The sequence below is a fragment of the Pseudomonas sp. HB05 genome, from assembly GCF_016756915.1.
Taxonomy (GTDB): domain Bacteria; phylum Pseudomonadota; class Gammaproteobacteria; order Pseudomonadales; family Pseudomonadaceae; genus Aquipseudomonas; species Aquipseudomonas alvandae.
In genome coordinates, this window is sequence record NZ_JAESPG010000040.1 from 1 (window position 1) to 16,160 (window position 16,160).

The 16,160-nt window shown below is 64.4% G+C and carries 16 protein-coding genes; 6 read left to right on the plus strand and 10 right to left on the minus strand.

Going from position 1 to position 16,160, the window contains the following annotated elements; translation table 11 throughout:
* Positions 1-337 precede the first annotated feature (337 nt).
* Genes nosR through JMN22_RS24345 form a run of 6 tightly spaced genes read left to right on the plus strand, consistent with a single transcriptional unit; the run spans position 338 to position 8,098 of the window.
* Complete coding sequence (gene nosR / locus JMN22_RS24320; RefSeq protein ID WP_202335028.1) at positions 338-2,488, plus strand: transcriptional regulator NosR; 2,151 nt, start codon at positions 338-340, stop codon at positions 2,486-2,488.
* Between the two features lie 54 nt (positions 2,489-2,542).
* On the plus strand, positions 2,543-4,462 hold the full coding sequence (gene nosZ, locus JMN22_RS24325) for a TAT-dependent nitrous-oxide reductase (protein ID WP_030138792.1): 1,920 nt from the start codon (positions 2,543-2,545) through the stop codon (positions 4,460-4,462).
* Positions 4,463-4,487: 25 nt separating this feature from the next.
* A complete protein-coding gene (locus tag JMN22_RS24330) occupies positions 4,488-5,801 on the plus strand; it encodes a nitrous oxide reductase family maturation protein NosD (protein WP_202335018.1) in 1,314 nt (437 codons plus the stop codon).
* Positions 5,798-6,715 (plus strand): ABC transporter ATP-binding protein, encoded by a 918-nt coding sequence (locus JMN22_RS24335; protein WP_202335019.1) that lies wholly within the window; start codon positions 5,798-5,800, stop codon positions 6,713-6,715. Before JMN22_RS24330 ends, JMN22_RS24335 begins: the two co-directional genes overlap by 4 nt.
* Positions 6,712-7,542 (plus strand): ABC transporter permease, encoded by an 831-nt coding sequence (locus JMN22_RS24340; RefSeq protein ID WP_030138795.1) that lies wholly within the window; start codon positions 6,712-6,714, stop codon positions 7,540-7,542. Before JMN22_RS24335 ends, JMN22_RS24340 begins: the two co-directional genes overlap by 4 nt.
* Before the next feature lie 28 nt (positions 7,543-7,570).
* Positions 7,571-8,098, plus strand: coding sequence for a nitrous oxide reductase accessory protein NosL (locus JMN22_RS24345; protein WP_202335020.1), 528 nt, complete (start codon positions 7,571-7,573; stop codon positions 8,096-8,098).
* A gap of 538 nt (positions 8,099-8,636) precedes the next feature.
* Here the strand turns inward: JMN22_RS24345 and JMN22_RS24350 are convergent.
* The 10 genes from JMN22_RS24350 to JMN22_RS24395 form a co-directional block, all read right to left on the minus strand.
* On the minus strand, positions 8,637-10,133 hold the full coding sequence (locus tag JMN22_RS24350) for a nitrite reductase (RefSeq protein ID WP_202335021.1): 1,497 nt from the start codon (positions 10,131-10,133) through the stop codon (positions 8,637-8,639).
* Positions 10,130-10,972, minus strand: a complete 843-nt coding sequence (cobA, locus tag JMN22_RS24355) for a uroporphyrinogen-III C-methyltransferase (RefSeq protein WP_030138798.1) — start codon at positions 10,970-10,972, stop codon at positions 10,130-10,132. The genes JMN22_RS24350 and cobA overlap by 4 nt, the downstream gene beginning before the upstream one ends.
* Positions 10,973-11,017: 45 nt before the next feature.
* Positions 11,018-12,196, minus strand: a complete 1,179-nt coding sequence (gene nirJ, locus JMN22_RS24360; RefSeq protein WP_202335022.1) for a heme d1 biosynthesis radical SAM protein NirJ — start codon at positions 12,194-12,196, stop codon at positions 11,018-11,020.
* Positions 12,197-12,238: 42 nt separating this feature from the next.
* Positions 12,239-12,775 (minus strand): siroheme decarboxylase subunit beta, encoded by a 537-nt coding sequence (ahbB, locus tag JMN22_RS24365; RefSeq protein ID WP_202335023.1) that lies wholly within the window; start codon positions 12,773-12,775, stop codon positions 12,239-12,241.
* Positions 12,750-13,193: an Lrp/AsnC family transcriptional regulator gene (locus JMN22_RS24370; RefSeq protein ID WP_202335024.1), complete on the minus strand. Its 444-nt coding sequence runs from the start codon at positions 13,191-13,193 to the stop codon at positions 12,750-12,752. Before JMN22_RS24370 ends, ahbB (JMN22_RS24365) begins: the two co-directional genes overlap by 26 nt.
* Positions 13,186-13,698 carry a siroheme decarboxylase subunit beta gene (gene ahbB, locus JMN22_RS24375; protein ID WP_030138802.1) on the minus strand — a complete coding sequence of 171 codons (513 nt, stop codon included), beginning with the start codon at positions 13,696-13,698 and terminating at the stop codon, positions 13,186-13,188. The genes JMN22_RS24370 and ahbB (JMN22_RS24375) overlap by 8 nt, the downstream gene beginning before the upstream one ends.
* Positions 13,695-14,153, minus strand: coding sequence for an Lrp/AsnC family transcriptional regulator (locus JMN22_RS24380; protein WP_202335025.1), 459 nt, complete (start codon positions 14,151-14,153; stop codon positions 13,695-13,697). Before JMN22_RS24380 ends, ahbB (JMN22_RS24375) begins: the two co-directional genes overlap by 4 nt.
* 2 nt (positions 14,154-14,155) lie before the next feature.
* Complete coding sequence (locus JMN22_RS24385; RefSeq protein WP_202335026.1) at positions 14,156-15,334, minus strand: cytochrome D1 domain-containing protein; 1,179 nt, start codon at positions 15,332-15,334, stop codon at positions 14,156-14,158.
* Positions 15,331-15,660, minus strand: coding sequence for a c-type cytochrome (locus JMN22_RS24390; protein ID WP_202335027.1), 330 nt, complete (start codon positions 15,658-15,660; stop codon positions 15,331-15,333). Before JMN22_RS24390 ends, JMN22_RS24385 begins: the two co-directional genes overlap by 4 nt.
* A gap of 186 nt (positions 15,661-15,846) precedes the next feature.
* Positions 15,847-16,155, minus strand: a complete 309-nt coding sequence (locus JMN22_RS24395; RefSeq protein WP_030137677.1) for a c-type cytochrome — start codon at positions 16,153-16,155, stop codon at positions 15,847-15,849.
* Between the last annotated feature and the right edge of the window lie 5 nt (positions 16,156-16,160).

A 16,160-nucleotide genomic window follows, 5' to 3' on the forward strand; every position in this document is an offset into this window, starting at 1 on the left:
TGACGCGGCGCGGTCGCGCAGGTAAACCGGTCTTGTGGCGAGGGGATTTCTCCCCGCTGGGCTGCGCAGCGGCCCCAAACCAAACAACTCGGTGTGCCAGTAAGGTCAAAGTCGTTGCTTATGGGGCTGCTGCGCAGCCCAGCGGGGATAAATCCCCTCGCCACAAATGTTTCGATCGGCTTGGAACACAAGACTGCCACAGTTGGCTGTGTAAAACCGCCGCAGCTGGTTTTCCGCCAAGTTGATTTCAATCAAGGGCCGAGGGTAGGGGCGAGCCGCAGAATGGTCGCCAAGATCCTGTCTTCAAGCCCTGGCGCTCATGACCCGTCCCTTAGCGATGCTGCACCCATCCCGTTCCTGGTTTCCCGGGCTGTTCCTTCTACTGCTGATACTTGCCGGCATTGCCCAGGCCAAGGACTACGGTGAAATCGAGCAACAACGCATCCATCACGTCCTGGGCCAGGTCGATTCGACTTCCGAACCCGAAGGCCCTTTCAAGGTTCGCAAGCTCTCCGCCGCCGGCAAGGTCGTAGGCTACGTGTTCCAAAGCCTGGATGTGGTAAACATCCCGGCCTATTCAGGCAAACCGATAAACGTCCAGGTGGTCCTCGATCCCGCCGGTGTGATCCTCGACGCCTACGTGCTGGAACACCACGAACCGATCCTGCTGATCGGCATCGCCGAAGAAAAACTCCACGCCTTCAGCGCACGCTACAGCGGCATCAAGGTCAACCAGCGCGTGGTGGTGGGGCATTCCAGCGACCCGAATGCGGTGACGGTCGATGCGATCGCCGGCGCCACCGTGACGGCCATGGTGGTCAACGAAGTCATCATGCGCGCCGCCCACGACGTCGCCGTGTCCCTGGGCCTGGTCAAGGGCGATGCCGGATTGGCCGTGGCGCCGGCCCGCGTGCGGGACGATTTCTACCAGCCCGCCGATTGGACCACCCTGGTGGGCAACGGCGCGGTGCGGCGCCTGCACCTGACCCGTGGCCAGGTCGACGCCTCGTTCAAAGGCACCGAAGCCGAACACGTCGAAACCGCCAGTGGCGAGCAGGTGAACGACACCTTCATCGACCTCTACGTCACCCACCTCAACCCACCCACCATCGGCCGCAATCTGCTGGGCGAGACGCAGTACCGCACGCTGATGGCCGAGCTCAAGCCAGGCGAGCAGGCGATCGCGGTGATGGGCAGCGGCCGCTATTCGTTCAAGGGCTCGGGCTACGTGCGCGGGGGGATTTTCGACCGGGTGCAATTGCGCCAGTCCGGCGACACCATCAGTTTCCGCGACCTGGATTTCCAACGCCTGGATGACGTCGCTGCCGCCGACATGCCGGACTTCGACGAGATGGCGATCTTCATCATTCGCGCCGCCCACCGTTTCGACCCCGGCGCGCCGTGGAGCCTGGAACTGCTGGTGCGGCGCCAGACCGGGCCGGTCAGCGGTACCTTCAGCAGTTTCGAACTCGGCTACCAACTGCCCGAGCCTTATCTGGAGCGGCCATTGCCGACGGCCGAGCAACTGGCGGCGGCCGAAGAGGCCAGCCGACCGATGTGGCTGACCCTCTGGTACCAGAAAAGCGTCGAGATCAGCGTGCTCGGCGCCGCGTTGCTGGTGCTGACGGCGATCCTGTTTTTCCAGGACTCCCTGGCCCGGCGTCCAACGTTGCTGCATTGGGTGCGTCGCGGTTACCTGGTGTTCACCGTGGTGTTCCTCGGCGGCGTCGCGCTGGCGCAGTTGTCGGTGGTCAACGTACTGACCTTCGTCCACGCGCTGTTCGAAGGTTTCCGCTGGGAACTGTTCCTCACCGATCCGCTGATCTTCATCCTCTGGGTGTTCACCGCCGCCAGCATCCTGCTCTGGGGGCGCGGGGTGTTCTGTGGCTGGCTGTGCCCGTTCGGCGCGTTGCAGGAATTGATCAACGAGCTGGCGCGCAAGCTCAAGGTGCCGCAATACGAACTGCCGTTCGCCGTTCATGAGCGCCTGTGGGCAATCAAGTACATCATTTTGCTGGTGCTGTTCGGCGTCTCGCTGGAGTCGATGGCCACCGCCGAGCGACTGGCCGAAGTGGAGCCGTTCAAGACCGCCATTACCCTCAAGTTCGATCGCCAGTGGTGGTTCGTCGCCTACGCGGCGGGGCTGCTGCTGATCAACCTGTTCACCCGCAAAGTCTATTGCCGCTACGTCTGCCCACTCGGCGCCGCGCTGGCGATGCCAACCCGGCTGCGCCTGTTCGACTGGCTCAAGCGCCGCAAGGAGTGCGGTAACCCGTGCCAACTGTGCGCCAAGGAATGCGAGATCCAGGCGATCCACCCCGACGGCCGGATCAACGCCAACGAATGCCACTACTGCCTCGACTGCCAGATGACCTGGCACAACGAAAACAAATGCCCGCCCTTGATCAACAAGCGCAAGAAACGTGGCAAGGCAAACCCGGCCGACCCGCAACGAATCCCGGTGGTGCAGGTGGAGCCGACGCCTTGAAAGGCGCGCAAGACCTGGCCTCGACCCTTTCATTCTTCACGGAGCACACACAGCATGAGCGATAAAAAAATCCCGACGCCTGACGCAGTGGAAGAGCCCAGGGGCGTCAGCCGGCGGACATTCCTCGGCACTGGCGCGGTCACTGGCGCCGTGTTGGCGGGCGCCACCGCACTGGGGGCCGGTACATTCACCCGCGAATCCTGGGCGGCAGCGGCCAAGGAGGCCAAGTCGAAGATCCACGTCGGCCCCGGCGAGCTCGACGAATACTACGGTTTCTGGAGCGGCGGCCACCAAGGCGAGGTGAGGGTGCTCGGCGTGCCATCGATGCGCGAGCTGATGCGCATCCCGGTGTTCAACGTCGATTCGGCGACCGGCTGGGGCCTGACCAACGAGAGCAAGCACATCCTCGGTGACAGCGCCAAGTACCAGAACGGCGATTGCCATCACCCGCACATCTCCATGACCGACGGCAAGTACGACGGCAAATACCTGTTCATCAACGACAAGGCCAACTCGCGGGTCGCGCGCATTCGCCTCGACATCATGAAGTGCGACAAGATCCTCACCGTGCCCAACGTGCAAGCGATCCACGGCCTGCGCCTGCAAAAGGTGCCGTACACCAAGTACGTGTTCGCCAACGCCGAGTTCGTCATTCCGCACCCCAACGACGGTCACACCTTCGACCTGCAGGACAAGAACAGCTTCACGATGTTCAACGCCATCGATGCCGAGAAAATGGAGATGGCCTTCCAGGTCATCGTCGACGGCAACCTGGACAACTCGGACGCCGACTACACCGGCAAATACGCCGCCAGCACCTGCTATAACTCGGAGAAGGCCTACGACCTGGGCGGCATGATGCGCAACGAGCGCGACTGGGTCGTGGTGTTCAACATCCCGCGCATCGAGGCGGCGATCAAGGCCGGCAAGTTCATCAACCTGGACGGTTCCAAGGTGCCGGTGGTGGACGGCCGTAAAGTCGATGGCAAGGACAGCGAGTTCACCCGCTACATCCCCGTGCCGAAGAACCCCCACGGTCTCAACACTTCGCCTGACGGCAAATACTTCATCGCCAACGGCAAGCTCTCGCCGACCGTCTCGATGATCGCCATCGACCGCCTGGATGACTTGTTCAACGACCGCTACAAAGACCCGCGCGAAGTCATTGTCGCCGAGCCGGAACTTGGCCTGGGGCCGCTGCACACGACCTTCGACGGACGCGGCAATGCCTATACCACGCTGTTCATCGACAGCCAGGTGGTGAAATGGAACATGGACGAGGCCATCCGCGCCTACAAGGGCGAGAAGGTCAATTACATCAAGCAGAAACTCGACGTGCAGTACCAGCCCGGGCACAACCATGCGTCCCTGACCGAAACCAGCGATGCGGACGGCAAGTGGCTGGTGGTGTTGTGCAAATTCTCCAAGGACCGCTTCCTGCCCACCGGGCCGCTGCACCCTGAGAACGACCAACTGATCGACATCTCCGGCGACGAAATGAAACTGGTCCACGACGGCCCGGCCTTCGCCGAGCCCCACGACTGCATCCTCGCGCGGCGCGACCAGATCAAGACCCAGAAGATCTGGAACCGCAACGACCCGTTCTTCGCCGAAACCGTGGCCCGGGCGAAGAAGGACGGCATCAACCTGGAGACTGACAACAAGGTCATCCGCGACGGCAACAAGGTGCGGGTCTACATGACCTCCATGGCGCCGGCCTACGGCCTGACGGAGTTCACCGTCAAGCAGGGCAACGAGGTGACGGTAACGATCACCAACATCGACCAGATCGAGGACGTGTCCCACGGTTTTGTCATGACCAACCACGGCGCGAGCATGGAGATCAGCCCGCAGCAAACCTCTTCCATCACCTTCATGGCCGACAAGCCAGGCCTGCATTGGTACTACTGCAGCTGGTTCTGTCATGCGCTGCACATGGAAATGGTCGGGCGCATGCTGGTTGAAAAAGCCTGAGTCATTCATCGAGGAGGCAGGTGCAATGACCGGGAACATGTCGCATGCAAACGCTCATCGAACGGTCATTGCGCTGATGTTCTGTCTGTTGTCGGGCGGCGCGTCCAGCGCGCCGCAGTCGATCATGGACTTGCCATTGCAGGCCGAGGGCGACCAGCAATGGCGTCTTCCGGCCGGTGAATACCGTGGCTCGTTCAGCATCGATCAAGCCATGACGCTCACGTGTGCGCCGGACGCGGTATTCCAGGGGCAGGGCGAGGGCAACGGCCTGGTGATCCGGGCGCCGAACGTCCAGGTCCAAGGCTGCACCTTCCTGGACTGGGGCCATGACCTGACGGCCATGAACGCCGCCGTGTTCATCCAGCCTGCAGGGCAAGGCGCGGTGGTGCGGGCGAACCGCATGCAGGGCCAGGGCTTCGGCATCTGGGTCGATGGCACGCGGGACGTCAGCCTCATCGACAACCGCATCCAGGGCGACCCGGGCCTGCGCTCCCAGGACCGTGGCAATGGCATTCACCTGTACGCGGTGCATGGCGCGCGGGTCATCGGCAACCAGATCCGCGACACCCGCGACGGCATCTACATCGACACGTCCAACGGCAATCTGCTGCAGGGCAACACCCTGGAGGATTTGCGCTACGGCGTGCATTACATGTTCGCCAACGACAACCAACTGCTGGGCAACATCACCCGGCGCACCCGCACCGGCTACGCGCTGATGCAAAGCCGTCAATTGACGGTGATCGGCAACCGCTCCGAACAGGACCAGAACTACGGGATCCTGATGAACTACATCACCTATTCGACCTTGCGCGACAACTTCGTCACGGACGTGCGCGACGGGTCCACCGGCGACACCATGATCACCGGCGCCGAAGGCAAGGCGCTGTTCATCTACAACTCGCTGTTCAACCGCATCGAAGGCAATCATTTCGAGCGCAGCGCCGTGGGCATCCACCTCACCGCCGGCTCGGAGGACAACTGCATCGCCGGCAATGCCTTCGTCCATAACCAGCGCCAGGTCAAATATGTCGCCACGCGGCTGCAGGAATGGTCGGCGGACGGGCGCGGCAATTACTGGAGCGATTACCTGGGCTGGGACCGCAACAGCGACGGTCTCGGTGATGTTGCCTATGAACCCAACGATAACGTCGACCGGCTGCTGTGGCTGTATCCCCAGGTGCGCTTGCTGATGAACAGCCCGGGCGTCGAACTGCTGCGCTGGGTGCAGCGGGCCTTCCCGGTGATGAAATCCCCAGGCGTGATGGACAGCCACCCGCTGATGCAAGCGCCCATACAATCTCTTCAACGCAACGTTGCCCAGGAGGACGCGTCTTGAACGTCGTCGAAATCGAAGGCGTCAGCCAGCGTTATGGCGACGTCGCCGTGCTGCACGGGCTTGACTTGACCCTGGCCCAGGGCGAAGTGCTCGGGCTGTTCGGGCACAACGGCGCGGGCAAGACCACCACCATGAAGCTGATTCTCGGTTTGCTGCAGGCCAGCTCGGGGCAGGTGCGGGTCTTCGGCCGCGAGCCCAGCGACCCGAATGTGCGGCGGATGCTTGGCTATCTGCCGGAGAACGTCATGTTCTATCCGCAGTTGAGCGGGCTGGAAACCTTGCAGCATTTCGCCCGGCTCAAGGGCGCGGCGCCTACGCAGGTCGAGCGCTTGCTGGAGGAGGTGGGGCTGGCGGGCGCGGCACGACGGCGGGTGCGCACCTATTCCAAAGGCATGCGCCAGCGCCTCGGGCTGGCCCAGGCCTTGCTCGGCCAGCCGCGCCTGCTGCTGTTGGATGAGCCGACCGTGGGCCTGGACCCCATCGCCACCCAGGATCTCTATCAATTGCTTGATCGCCTGCGCTGGCAGGGCACCAGCATCATTCTCTGCTCCCACGTCTTGCCGGGTGTGGAGGCGCACATCAACCGCGCCGCGATCCTCACCCGAGGGCGGCTGCTGGCCCTGGGCAGCCTGGCGCAATTGCGCGAGGACGCGGAGCTGCCGACGCTGATCCGCGCGTCGGGCCTGTCCCGGGCCGACTGGTTGCGCCAGCACTGGCGCAGCGAAGGGCACGTCACCCAGGGCTGGGGCGCCGAAGGCGTGCAGGTGTCCGCGCCGGATGGCAGCAAGTTGGTGTTGCTGCGCCAGTTGCTGGCCCAGGACGACCCGACGGACGTGGAGATCAAGCCTCCCTCGCTGGAAGATTTGTACCGCCACTACATGACCCGCGCGGCGACCGAGGAGGCCGGCCAATGAACCCGATCTGGAACATGGCCCGCAAGGAACTCAGCGACGGCCTGCGCAACCGATGGTTGTTGGCGATCAGCTTGTTGTTCGCGGTTCTGGCGATCGGCATCGCCTGGCTCGGCGCGGCGGCGTCCGGCCAATTGGGCTTCACCTCGGTGCCGGCGACGGTGGCGAGCCTGGCCAGCCTGGCGACGTTCCTGATGCCGTTGATTGCCTTGCTGCTGGCCTATGACGCGATTGTCGGTGAGGACGAAAGCGGCACGTTGCTGCTGTTGCTGACGTATCCGCTGGGCCGCGGGCAGCTGTTGTTGGGCAAGTTTGTCGGCCATGGGCTGATCCTGGCCCTGGCGACCCTGATTGGCTTTGGCTGCGCGATGCTGGCCATTGCCGTGCTGGTGGATGACGTCGAGCTGAGCCTGCTGCTCTGGGCCTTCGGTCGCTTCATGCTGTCCAGCACGCTGCTCGGTTGGGTGTTCCTCGGGTTGGCCTATGTGCTGAGTTGCCTGTCGGCGGAAAAATCCACCGCGGCGGGGCTGGCGCTGGGCGTGTGGTTTTTCTTCGTGCTGGTGTTCGACCTGGCGCTGCTGGCGTTGCTGGTGCTGAGCGAGGGCCGGTTCAGTCCGGAGCTGTTGCCTTGGCTGTTGCTGTTGAACCCGACTGATGTGTATCGACTGATCAATGTGTCGGGGTTCGACGCCGCTTCCAGTGGGGCCGGCGTGTTGACGCTGGGCAGCGATTTGCCGGTTTCAGCGCCGCTGCTGTGGCTGTGCCTGGGGTTGTGGTTGGGGGTGCCGTTGTGGCTGGCCTATCGGTTGTTCAATCGCCGATGCCCATGAGTTTCTGGTCTTGATGAGGAAGGATGTGATGAACAGGGTTTATTTCAAGGTGAGCCGTGTCCTGGCCGGGGTTCTGGTGTGCCTGGCGCTGGTGGCTTGCGACAAGGCTCAATCGCCGCCGGCTGCCCAGGCGGGACTGGCTTTTCATCCAGGGGATGAATGCCATGTGTGTGGCATGGTCATCACCGATTTCCCCGGGCCCAAGGGCGCGGCGGTCGGTGCCGGCGGGACGAAGAAGTTCTGCTCTCCGGCGGAAATGCTTGGCTGGTGGCTGCAACCGGAAAACCACCGCGCCGACGTGAAGCTGTATGTCCACGACATGGGCCGCAGCCATTGGGACGCACCGGACGACGCCCACCTGATCGACGCCCGCACCGCCTACTTCGTGATCGGCTCCGGACTCAAGGGCGCCATGGGCGTGGTCCTGGCCTCCTTCTCCGACCCCGAGGCGGCACAAAAACTCGCCCACGATACCGGCGGCAAGGTCCTGCGTCTGGAGGACATCGACCAGAAGCTGCTGGGGCAGGCCGGAGCGATGTCCTCAATGAGCCACTGACCGTTTTCGGCCTTTTGGGGTTGCTGCGCAACCCAGCGGGGCGGTGCGACGTTTCGCTAAATCCCATCGCCACAGGTATTCCAATCGCTTTGCAGTACACAGGCTGACACCGATCCCGTGGCGAGGGAGCTTGCTCCCTCGCCACGGGGATTGGGTGGCTGGAAGAAAGGGTTATCAACGCAGCCCCCCCCCTCCGACTCCCCCCCCCACCCCACCACCCCCCCGCCCCCCGCCCCGGGGGGGGGGGGCCCCCCCCCCCCCCCCACGGGGATTGGGTGGCTGGAAGAAAGGGTTATCAACGCAGCCCTTGTGGCGAGGGGATTTATCCCCGCTGGGCTGCGCAGCAGCCCCTGGAACAGTCACCGAGGTGGGTCAGGTTGATTGGGCTTGGCCTTTTTGGGGTCGCTGCGCAACCCAGCGGGGATAAATCCCCTCGCCACAAATGCTTCGATTGGCTTGGAACACAAGGCCGACACCAATCCCGTGGCGAGGGAGCTTGCTCCCGCTGGGCTGCGCAGCAGCCCCCCACAATGCCAGGTCAGTGCGAGGTCCCCTCGGCAAACTCGATCTTGTTGCCCACGTTGTATTTGCCCGACGGTTTGTTCATCGGCAGGCGTTTGATCTCCTTCAGGGTGTTGCTGTCGTAGACAATCAACGCACCATCGGTATCCCAGATGCTCAGCAGCAGGTAGCGGCCGTCGCGGGTGAATTCGACGTGGGCGGCGGTTTTGCCGGGCATCGGGCGCAGGGTGTGGGCGATTTCCAGGGTCTGTTTGTCGATCAGGTGGATGGCATCGTTGTCGGGGCCGAAAAACACATCGGTCCAGGCATAGCGGGAATTGACATGGCTGCGCAGGAAGAAGCCCGGCCCGAGGGTGGGGATCTGCTTGATGACTTTCCAGGTGTTGAAGTCGATCACCGAAATCAGCCCCTTGCTGATATTGGGCGTGGCGAACACCCATTGCCCATTGCGTTTCCAATAGGTCCCCGAGCCCAGGTGCGGCATGCCCGGCAGCGCGATATCCGTGACGATCCGCCCGGTGTCGAGGTCGATCACTTGCCCGCCCTGGGCCTTGCGCGAGGTGGCGAGTAGCTGCCGATAGTCGGGCGAGAAGGAAAAGTCATCCAGGTAATCCTCGGCCTCGATGCGCCTCGGCACAAAGTCCGGGTTCGGACCGGTGGACAGCTCCCAGACTTCCTTCACGTCCTTCAGCGCGACGATGAAGCTGTCCCGCGGCGGCGCCGTATAGACCGCGCTGACCCGCGATGCCTGGCCGTCCAGCCCGACCGTTGCAACGGTCTTGACCAGCGACAGGTCACGGGCATCCAGCACCACAAGATTGCCCGGCAAGGTATTGCCCACCAGCACCCAGCGACCGTCCTTGCTCACCGCCAGGTTACGGGTATTGAGCCCGGCGCGGACTTCGGCGATGAGCTTGAGGTTGTGCAGGTCGTACAGGCTGATCCAGCCGTCCCGTGACGCGAAGTAGACGAAACGGCCGTCCGGGGAGAATTTCGGGCCGCCGTGCAGGGCGAAATGCGAAGCGAAACGCGCCAGCACCTCGAAGCGATCGCCGTCGACGATATCGACATGGTGATCGCCGGCCTCCACCACCACGAACAGGTTCAGCGGGTCGGCGTTGTGCCGGGGGTTGTCCGGCAGGGTGGCGAGATCCGCCAGCAGGCGATGACTGCGGCGAGTGTCGTCTTCGTTCCAGGTCGGCTCGACGGCGGGTGGGCGCTGGAGATAGTCGGTCAGCCCATCGATCTGCGCGGCATCCAGCAAGGCGCCAAACGCTGCCATCTGACTGGCGGGGCGGCCGTTTTCGATGACCTGGCGGATTTCGGCGGGCTTGATCCGGCTCAGGCTTTGCGGCAACAGCGCCGGCCCGGCTGCGCCGATGCGATTGACGCCGTGGCATTGCTGGCAGTGCTGCTGATAGTTGCGCTCGGCCTGGTCCAGGTCCGGCCCTTTGACGTCCGCACCGTGGGCCACGCTGATCCACAGCACTGGAGTGAACCACCAGCCCTTCATGACGCCACCTTCGAGGCGAAGGGTTGAGCCCGTGGCGTCGGATGAATACGCGCCGGATGCTGCACCGGCTGCTGGGCAAACAGGCCGACGACCTTGCCGATCACGGTCAATGTGGGCAGCCCGTCGAGGCAGGCCTGGGCCATGTCCGGCAACGCCCCAAGCGTGCCGCGCAGCACCTGTTGGTCAGGGCGCGTGCCGTTGCTGATCAACGCCGCCGGGGTGTCTGCCGAGAGCCCGGCCGCTATCAATCGCTCGGCAATGGTGCGCAGGTTCGACAAGCCCATGTAGAACACCAGCGTCTGGCTGTCATCGGCCAGGCTGCGCCACGGCAAGTCCAGCTCACCGTCGCGCTGCAAATGACCGGTGATGAACCGGCAGGAATTGACCAGGTCGCGATGGGTCAGTGGAATGCCGGCATAGGCCGAGCAGCCGGCCGCGGCAGTGATGCCGGGCACCACCTGGCAGTCGATGCCGCGAGACAACAGGTACTCCAGCTCTTCAGCGCCACGGCCAAAGATGAACGGGTCGCCGCCCTTGAGCCGGACGACTCGCTGGCCCTGGTCCGCCAGATCGGCCAGCAGTTGGTTGATCTGCGGTTGGGGCAGGCTGTGACAACCGGCGGCCTTGCCGACGTAATGGCGGGCGCAAGCCAGTGGGATCAGGCTGAGCAACTGCGGGCTGATCAAGCGGTCGTAGACCACCGCGTCGGCTTGCATCAGCAGGCTCCAGGCTCGCAAGGTCAACAGGCCCGGATCACCGGGACCGGCGCCGACCAGGGCGACTTCCCCAGGCCGGAAGGACGATTGCAGGGCAGCGGGCAAAACGATGGGGGCAGGCATGGGACTTCCTTGGTTCTTCATCAGGTTCGCCGTCGGGCTATCGGGCTATATCGGGCTCAGCGCCACGCTGGGAATCGCGTGCACGCCGATTTCTTCATCGCTCAGGTGGCAACCGGGGTCTTGGCCCCACAGGTCGCCGTCGGCCCAGGCGCGGGTGCGGGTGTTGCCGTTGCAGATCGCCAGCCAGCGGCATTGGCCGCAGCGTCCGCCGACGGCGCGCGGGTGCTCGCGCAGTTTTAGGAGAAGCGGCTCGGGGCGCTCCAGCCAGAGGGTCTTGAACGGTGTCTGGCGGACATTGCCCACCGAGTGCTGCCACCAATACGTGTCGGGATGGACCTCGCCGGTGTTGTCGATGTTGGCGATGCCGGCGCCCGAGGCATTGCCGCCCCAGGCCCGCAGCATTTGCTCCAGCGCGGCGGAGTGTTGAGGCAGGCGCCGGGCGGCCCATTGCAGCAGCAGGATCGCGTCGGCGTCGTTGTTGCCGCTGACAAAGTCACTGTCGCGCCCCTGTTCGACGTCCGCCCAGGCGCGCTCGAAAATCAATTCCATCGCCTCGCGGCTCATCTGCTGGTGGGCGTCGAGCTTGCGGCTGCGCTTGCCGCGACCGCTGTAGTTGAGATGGGACAGGTAGAACTTCTGCACATCGTATTCGTTCATCAGTTCCAGCAGGGTGGGCAACTGCAAATGGTTCTGCTGCGTCAGCGTCGTGCGTAGACCCACCCGAATCCCGCGCGCACGACAGAGCCGGATCGCCGCCATGGAACTGGCGAAACTGCCCTTGAGTTGCCGGAACTCATCGTGGGTCGCTTCGAGGCCATCGATGCTGATGCCCACGTAATCGAAGTTCGCCGCCGCGATCTGGTCGATGTTGGTGGCGTCGATCAGCGTGCCGTTGGTGGACAGGGCGACGAAGAACCCTTGGGCGCGGGCATAGGCGCTGAGCTGGAACAGGTCCTCGCGCAGCAACGGTTCGCCGCCGGACAGGATCAACACCCGGACCCCGGCGTCGTGCAGGTCGTCGATCACTTGCAGGGCTTCGACGGTGTTCAACTCATCGCGAAACGCGCTGTCGGCGGAGGTTGCGTAGCAATGCTTGCAGGTCAGGTTGCAGCGCCTGAGCAGGTTCCAGATCACCACCGGCGCGCGGCGACTGCCGGGGGGCGCGACGCGTGGAGCGGGGCATTGCCCGGCCAGGGCGCGCAGGTAATGGCTGATCCTCAACATAAAACGCTCCTTCGGTTGGCATGCAGGGGTTGGCGTGCAGGCTCAACGCGCGGTCGGTGTCAGGCGCAGGCCGGTTTTTTTCAGGATCCGGCTGCTCACCAGCATGTCGTCGGCGGCGCAGGCATCTCCCAGCAGATAGCGCAGGTGCTCGCGGTAGCTGTCGATTTCCTCGCGGCTACGGCCGTGGACCATGGCGAACAGGTTGTAGCGCCAGCCGGGGCGGCGCGGTCGGCGGTAGCAATGGCTGACGAAGGGCTGCACGCCCAACAGCGCGCCGAGGCGCGGCATGTCGGTATCGGCGACATCCCAGACGGTCATGCCGTTGTGGCGGTAGCCGAGGCGATAGTGGTTGGGCACGGCGGCGATGCGGCGGATCGCGCCTTCGGCCTGCAGGCGCTTGAGCAGGTCGAGGGTGGACTCGACGCTCAGGCCCAGTTGTTCGGCGAGCCAACTCCAGGGATCTTCCAGCAACGGCAGGCCGGCCTGGGTCAGTTCGACCAGGCGCAGTGCCAGCGGGGTTTCTTCCGGGCTCAGTGGGTGTTGCCGCAGCGAATCAAACCGGGAAATACAGGCCGACATGGTAGGTCTCCTCCTTGGGCAGGTTCAGCGGCACCAGGCCGGTCAGCCGCTCGATGCGCAGCAGGGTCTCGGTGATCGCCTGTTCGCTGGGGCAGGCGAGCACGAACCACATGTTCCAGGCGTGCTCGCGGCGGTAGTTGTGGGCCACTTCGGGCATATCGGCGAGCAGCTCGGCGATGCTGTCGAAACGCGCTTCAGGCACCGACAGGGCGGCGAGGGTGAACGCGCCGCCGAGGCGATCGATGTCGAACATCGGGCCGAAACGGGTCAGCACGCCTTCATTGAGCAGCTCATGCAGGCGGTCGAGCAGCTCGGCGCTGTTGCTGTCCAGTTCGCGGGCCAGGTGCTCCCAGGGATGGCGCACCAGCGGCAAGCCCAATTGCAGGCGATTGATCAGGCGACGGTCGAGGTCATCCATCGATCGAGGCTCCGGCCGGTGCGGCGAAACGTCCGCCGCATTGCTTGAACAGGTGCGTGCTGAACAACAGTTGGTGCGGCAGGTCATCCAGCATATGTTCCTGGAGCAACGCCTGGACCTGGGCCTCGACGCGGTCGCGCTGGCGCCCGTGGATCATGCAGAACAGGTTGTATTGCCACTGCGGCAGACGTCGTGGCCGTTGGTAGCAAAGGTTGATGCCCGGGGCTTGGCCAAGGCGTCGCCCGACTTCATCGACCAAGGCGTCGGGCACGTCCAGCACCAGCATGGCGTTGGCGGAGAACCCCAAGGCCCGATGGTTGACCACCAGGCCGACGCGGCGGAACAAGCCTTGTTCGTGCCATAACCGCATCTGATCGAGCACCTGCGCTTCACAGGCCTCGATCTGTTCGGCCAAGGCCTGGAAGGGGCGCGGGGTCAGGGGCAGGCCGGTTTCCAGCAGGCGGCGCAGCGCCAGGGATTGTGCCTCGCTGAGGGTGATGTTCATGGGGCGGTCTCCAGGGCAAAGCCCAGGTCGATGCGGTAGGCGGTGAGCATGGGCAGGTCTAGCGGCGTAAGGCCGGTGTCCTGCTCCAGTTCCTGGAGGATGATGTCCAGGTGGGCGCGATCGGGGCCGGTCAGCACGAACCAGAGGTTGTAGCGATGCTCCCGTGCGTAGTTGTGATTGACTTCCGGGTACTGGCTGACGCGCGCCGCCACCTGGTGCAGGCGCTCCGGCGGCACGGCGAGGGCGGCGAGGGTGCTGGCGCCAGCCCGGCTGTGCTCGAACACTGGTCCGACGCGCGACAATGTCCCCGCCAGTTTCAGGTGTTGGAGGCAGTCGATGACCTGGGCCTCGCTACAGCCCAGGGTTTCGGCCATGGCCTTGAAGGGTTCGGCACACAGCGGCAGGCCGTGTTGGAAGCGGTCGATCAAGCGGCGGGCGAGAGGGCTGGATGTCATGGTCAATACCCTGGCTTGTGCGCGCGGCTGCTGAAGAAAATGCCGCTGGGGCTCAGCGACGGCAGCGTGCCGATCCGTGCCAGTCGATAGGGATCCCAGACTTGCACTTCACCGCCATCCCGGACCGACAGCCATAACTGGTCTCCGCGCGCAGTGAACTCCATGTGCAACACCGCCGGCCCGGGCCGAAGGTCGGCGACGATGGCGTGGGTCTGGGTGTCGATGACCTGGACGCGGTCGTTGTCCGGGTAGGCGAAGTTGACCCAGAGCTGGCGTCCGTCCGGCCGCGCGGTGACGAACACCGGTTGCCCGGCGACGGCGATGGCATCGACCTGTTGCCAGGTCGTGGCGTTCATCACCAACACCTGATGGTGACCGACGGCGGGCACGAAGGCCTGTTGGTCGGCCACGGCCCAGCCTTCCAGGTGCGGCATCTTGTACACCGGCAACCGGGCCTCGCCGCGTCCGTAATGCCCCAGCACGCGCTTGACCCCATGCTCCGGATGCCAGAGATCAAGTTGCGCCATGCCGTCTTCGCCGAAGAGCCCGGCCATGTAGTAACGCCCTTCCGGGGTGATCAGCGCGTCGTAGGGTTGCTGGCCGATGCCGGTGAAACGCTCGATGCGCGGCGTGGGGCCGTCGCTGAAATCGGCGGTCCAGATCTCGCCGGTGTCGAACAGGCTGAACACGAAACGCTGGCCCGGCGCGTCCACCAGGCCCACCACCCGGGAGCGTTTGCCGGCGTCCGGCAGCGGCGTGGCCGGGATGTCGGCAAGCTGTTCCAGGGTCCGGGCATCGAACACCTTCACGCCACCCGGTTCGTAGTTGGACACGGCGATCAGCTTGCCGTCCTGGCTGATCGCGCCGCCGATGCTGTTGCCGCCCTGGAGGATGCGGCGGTCGATGCGGGCGGTCAGCAGGTCGACTTTGCTCAGGCCACCGTCGCGCCCGAACACGTAGGCGTAGCGCTGGTCCCGGGAGAACACCACCGAGGCATGGGACAGGTCGCCGAGGCCGTCGACGCGGGCGAGCAGGGTGTGGCTGTCGCTTTCGATAATTTGCAGGCTGCCGTTGGCGCGTTCCACCACCACGCCCAGGTCTCCGGTGCCGCGCAGGGTGGGCTGGGCGCAACCGGCGAGCAGGGTTGCAGCGGTGGCAATGGACAGAAGGGAACGGATCATCGGGCGGGTTTTCCTTGAAGAAGCCGGTCCACCAGCCAGCGAATGTCGTCGGGGCCGAGCAGTGGCGCCCAGCCGGGCATGGCGCTGCCGGGGCGGCCGAGGGTGACGGTGGCGATGAGGCTGTCGCGGGATTTTCCCGCCAGCGCTTCGCGAGTCAGCGGCGGGCCGAGGCCGCCGGTCATGCGCAGGCCGTGGCAGGCGCCACAGTCCTGGTCCAGAAGATGTTGGAGTTGGGCCTGGCGCGGCGGGTCGGGAGCGGCCAGCGCGCAGGCAGGGATAAGCAGGAGGAGGGCGATGATCGAGGGGGTGAAGCTGTGTCGTTCCATGACGTCCTCCGATATTGAATTTTTGCATGTCCCCTGTGGCGAGGGGATTTATCCCCGCTGGGGTGCGAAGCAGCCCCAGAAAAGCAGAACCTATCTGCCTGACACACCGCGCTGTCAGGTTTCAGGGCTGCTTCGCACCCCAGCGGGGATAAATCCCCTCGCCACAAGTGATTTGCGCCTTGTAAGTTATTTAAGGGTCAGAACCCAAGCCGCCAGCGTCTTGGCCTCTTCTTCCGTCACCGGGTTGGCCGGCATCGGCATCGGTCCCCAGTTGCCTTGGGTGCCTTCCTTGATGTGTTTGGCCAATACGTCCTGGGCTCCGGCAACGCCGGCGTTTTTTGCCGCGACGTCCTTGAGCGCCGGGCCTACCACCTTGGTGTCGATGGAATGGCAGGCCGCGCACGGCTTGCTCTTGAACAGTGTCGGGCCATCATCGGCCAGGGCCGGCAGGCTATAGGCGGCGGTCAAGGCCAGTGCGATCAGAATAGGCTTCATGGTTT

What these genes read in the sequence shown, in the direction of transcription:
- nosR (WP_202335028.1), top strand. Translation starts at nt 338, where the DNA reads ATGCTGCACCCATCCCGTTCCTGGTTTCCCGGGCTGTTCCTTCTACTG.
- nosZ (WP_030138792.1), top strand. Translation starts at nt 2,543, where the DNA reads ATGAGCGATAAAAAAATCCCGACGCCTGACGCAGTGGAAGAGCCCAGG.
- JMN22_RS24330 (WP_202335018.1), top strand. Translation starts at nt 4,488, where the DNA reads ATGACCGGGAACATGTCGCATGCAAACGCTCATCGAACGGTCATTGCG.
- JMN22_RS24340 (WP_030138795.1), top strand. Translation starts at nt 6,712, where the DNA reads ATGAACCCGATCTGGAACATGGCCCGCAAGGAACTCAGCGACGGCCTG.
- JMN22_RS24345 (WP_202335020.1), top strand. Translation starts at nt 7,571, where the DNA reads ATGAACAGGGTTTATTTCAAGGTGAGCCGTGTCCTGGCCGGGGTTCTG.
- JMN22_RS24350 (WP_202335021.1), bottom strand. Translation starts at nt 10,133, where the DNA reads ATGAAGGGCTGGTGGTTCACTCCAGTGCTGTGGATCAGCGTGGCCCAC.
- cobA (WP_030138798.1), bottom strand. Translation starts at nt 10,972, where the DNA reads ATGCCTGCCCCCATCGTTTTGCCCGCTGCCCTGCAATCGTCCTTCCGG.
- nirJ (WP_202335022.1), bottom strand. Translation starts at nt 12,196, where the DNA reads ATGTTGAGGATCAGCCATTACCTGCGCGCCCTGGCCGGGCAATGCCCC.
- ahbB (WP_202335023.1), bottom strand. Translation starts at nt 12,775, where the DNA reads ATGTCGGCCTGTATTTCCCGGTTTGATTCGCTGCGGCAACACCCACTG.
- JMN22_RS24370 (WP_202335024.1), bottom strand. Translation starts at nt 13,193, where the DNA reads ATGGATGACCTCGACCGTCGCCTGATCAATCGCCTGCAATTGGGCTTG.
- ahbB (WP_030138802.1), bottom strand. Translation starts at nt 13,698, where the DNA reads ATGAACATCACCCTCAGCGAGGCACAATCCCTGGCGCTGCGCCGCCTG.
- JMN22_RS24380 (WP_202335025.1), bottom strand. Translation starts at nt 14,153, where the DNA reads ATGACATCCAGCCCTCTCGCCCGCCGCTTGATCGACCGCTTCCAACAC.
- JMN22_RS24385 (WP_202335026.1), bottom strand. Translation starts at nt 15,334, where the DNA reads ATGATCCGTTCCCTTCTGTCCATTGCCACCGCTGCAACCCTGCTCGCC.
- JMN22_RS24390 (WP_202335027.1), bottom strand. Translation starts at nt 15,660, where the DNA reads ATGGAACGACACAGCTTCACCCCCTCGATCATCGCCCTCCTCCTGCTT.
- JMN22_RS24395 (WP_030137677.1), bottom strand. Translation starts at nt 16,155, where the DNA reads ATGAAGCCTATTCTGATCGCACTGGCCTTGACCGCCGCCTATAGCCTG.